The 3,180-nt window shown below is 41.2% G+C and carries 2 protein-coding genes; both read right to left on the bottom strand.

Features of this window, described 5'->3' with window-relative positions; genetic code table 11:
- Nucleotides 1-209 precede the first annotated feature (209 nt).
- Nucleotides 210-725, bottom strand: coding sequence for a hypothetical protein (locus tag D0T84_RS21785; protein ID WP_163310026.1), 516 nt, complete (start codon nucleotides 723-725; stop codon nucleotides 210-212).
- 115 nt (nucleotides 726-840) lie between these two features.
- A complete protein-coding gene (locus D0T84_RS21780; protein WP_163310025.1) occupies nucleotides 841-3,000 on the bottom strand; it encodes a S9 family peptidase in 2,160 nt (719 codons plus the stop codon).
- Nucleotides 3,001-3,180: the final 180 nt, after the last annotated feature.

Here is a 3,180-nt window from a genome sequence, read left to right as displayed (position 1 = left end):
GCAGAGAAGTAGAAATAATAGAAGTTCCAAGATAAACTGGCAGTTCACGAATGATAAGGCCAGAATTAAATTAAAAAAACTTTATCCGACAATATCAGATTGACATGACACTAGAGGCAAATGTAAGTAAAAGTATTGGTATTTGGAGATGGAGTTGGATAATTTAACATTTCTGCTCAATAATGAATATTTCTCATATAGCCCAAATACTATGGATTAATATCCTCAGGCAAACTTATCCTCAAGCTGTTTTCCATTAGTTTATATTTATCATGCTTCAGGTCATAATCCCTGTTACTCTGTTTAACTACAAGTATCGTTTTTCCTTCCATATTAAAAGCATAGGCTTCCCCATAAGCTTTCTCACGCAGCTTCGAAGCCTTATATTTAATACAGGATGTTTCATATTGCCCAAACCGCTTAGATTCCGCAGGCTCTTTCTCTACATCAAAGTTCTCCGATAAGGTTTCCAGAAAGTTACCTAGCATTTCCTGCGGCTCTACTTCTGCCTGAGCTACCGAAATCAGAAATATGGCTTCACTGGCGAATTTTTCGGAAGCGTCAATGTAGATATTTCCACTTTCGGATGTTTCCGTCTCCACCTTCCAGTAAGACGGGTACTTAAAATATACTCCTTCGTAGCTGATTTCTTTATCAGGATTATTTCCACAAGAGGAAAGCAGGAACAGAGTAATAGGAATAAAAAGTTTTGCTAGTTGTGTCATAGGTGTTTTTTTCTAATTATTTATTTGCTGGTACAGGTATTTACCACTTATTCAATTTATGTTTTGATTCGATACGAAAAAAATCTGCACCAGCGCTAGTAAGTAACTGTTATTATTATTTCAAAAAATCATCAAAATACCGTGTGATATGCTCATGCAGATGTACACGGTCGTGCCCCATCATATTATGCCCGTGTCCGGGATATATAAAGAAATCAGGGTGTGTCCCTTTTTTAATAGCCGAATTCAGGAATTGCAGGCTGTTTTGCATTACCACTGTAGGGTCTTCATCGCCATGAATCAGCATGAGTCGCCCTTTGAGGTCTCCCGCGCGTTCTACCATATTTGTTTCTTTATATCCTTCCGGGTTTTCTTGCGGCTTGTCCATATAACGTTCCCCGTACATTATCTCATAATATTTCCAGTCTGTAACAGGGCCTCCGGCAACACCTACCTTGAATGTCTCCGGATGGCGGAGCATCAGGTTCAGCGTCATAAAGCCTCCGTAACTCCAGCCATGTACGCCGATACGGCCGGCATCTACATACGGCAGCGATTTCAGGTATTCCACCCCTGTCATCTGGTCTTGCGTCTCTATTACCCCTAATTTGCGGTGGGTTGCATTCTCAAAATTTATCCCTCGGTAACTGGTACCTCTGTTGTCCAACGTAAACATAATATAGCCTTTTTCAGCCATGTATATGTCCCAGCCTCTCGCCTGTCCCATCCACGAGTTGTCTACCATCTGCGAATGCGGGCCTCCGTATACGTATACTATTACAGGATATTTCTTATTCGCATCGAAGTTTAAAGGCTTAACCACACGGTAGTATAAGTCGGTGTTCCCATCATTCGCTTTCAGGGAACCGATTGTAATTTCAGGCAACTGTACATTCCTGTATGGGTTCTTCGCCGTATGGAAAACGTGGGTCTTATTCGATTTTGTTTCTGTAACGGCCACTTTTCCCGCGTTGTTCTGCGAAGTGTAAATATCACTGATATACTTACCGGATGCGCTCAGGGCAGCATAATGCACCCCTTCTTCTTTCGACAATTTTTCTTTCCTGCCGTTTTTCAGGTTTACTTTATAGATATGTCTTTCCACAGGGCTTTCTTCGGCTGACACATAGAATATATTTTCTCCTTTTTCGTCAAAACCCAGCACCGAAGTCACATCCCAGTTTCCCGACGTTACCTGTTTCAACAGTTTGCCGATAGTATCGTACAGGTAAAGATGATTGTAACCGTCGCGTTCGCTTTGCCATATAAATTTTGTGTCATCGTTTTTCAGGAATAAAACAGGGTTTTCGGGTTCTACATATTTCGGATTCGTTTCGGTAAACAGTGTGGTCAGCAGCTTGCCGGTTGTGGCATCGTAACTTTTCAGCACACAGGTGTCCTGCCCCCTGTTCACTTCGGCAATGTAGATGCTTTTTTCGTCCGGGCTCCATGCTATATTGGTCAGGTATTTTTCTTTCGGCGTTCCCGTTTTCAAAAAGACCGTTTGCTGTGTAGCCGGATTGAAAACCCCTACTGTGACATGATGGCTCTTCATCCCTGCCATCGGATATTTTATATCCTTTAGTGCTGCTATACGCGCCGAAATATCTACCAGCGGATAACCGGTTACCATCGTTTCGTCCATCCTGTAGAAAGCCAGCAGGTTACCTTGCGGAGACCAGAATGTACCTTTATTTATCCCAAATTCGTTGCGGTGGACAGATTGTCCGTTTACAATCCCTTTGTCACTATCTTCGGTTACAGTATAAACCTTTCCTACAGGCGTCTGCACATACAGGTTGTTATCTATGGTATATGCCAGGTTAGCACTCTTTGCCGACAAGTCATGGTTGTCCATTTTTTCGAAAGAAGTGAATGATCCCGCAATTTTCTTCTCCGCTATATCATATAAATAAATCTTTTCGGGCGATACAATCATCAGTTTATCAGACTCTGGCGATACAAATTGCACATAATTCAGGCTTCTGGGACTTTCAGCGTCCGACAGCTTTATATTATTGTTAATTTCTTTGAGCGTAAGCAACATTTGTGCGGTTTCGGAGTCTGTGTTAGGAGCTATCATTACCGAGTCTCCTTTGATATACGTAAGCTTATCGCCATACCAACTTATCCTGCGAGGCATTTCGGCACGATACTTGCTGTAAGTTTTACCACCCGGAATCAGGTCTTCGAGTGACAAAGGAAGTTCTTGACTGTATGATTTCATAGGAAGCAATATGCTGATGGCTAGAAAAAGTGAGTTAATTAATTTCATACGATAAATTTATTTTAGAGCCTGTTTAAGTAACAAAGATAATTAATTTATCAATAGTGTCCTAAATAAAAAGTGAGAGGTTTTAGTTTTCTGTTCCTTAAAGTTACCTTTGAGGTGCAACACAAAAAACGAACCTCTCATGGCAAAAATAACATTATTCGCTCAAATTCTTAGCAAACT

It is taken from the genome of Dysgonomonas sp. 521, assembly GCF_010501055.1.
GTDB lineage: Bacteria > Bacteroidota > Bacteroidia > Bacteroidales > Dysgonomonadaceae > Dysgonomonas.
The sequence above is the reverse complement of the archived record's forward strand: the minus strand, read 5'-3'. Positions and strand labels throughout refer to the sequence as shown.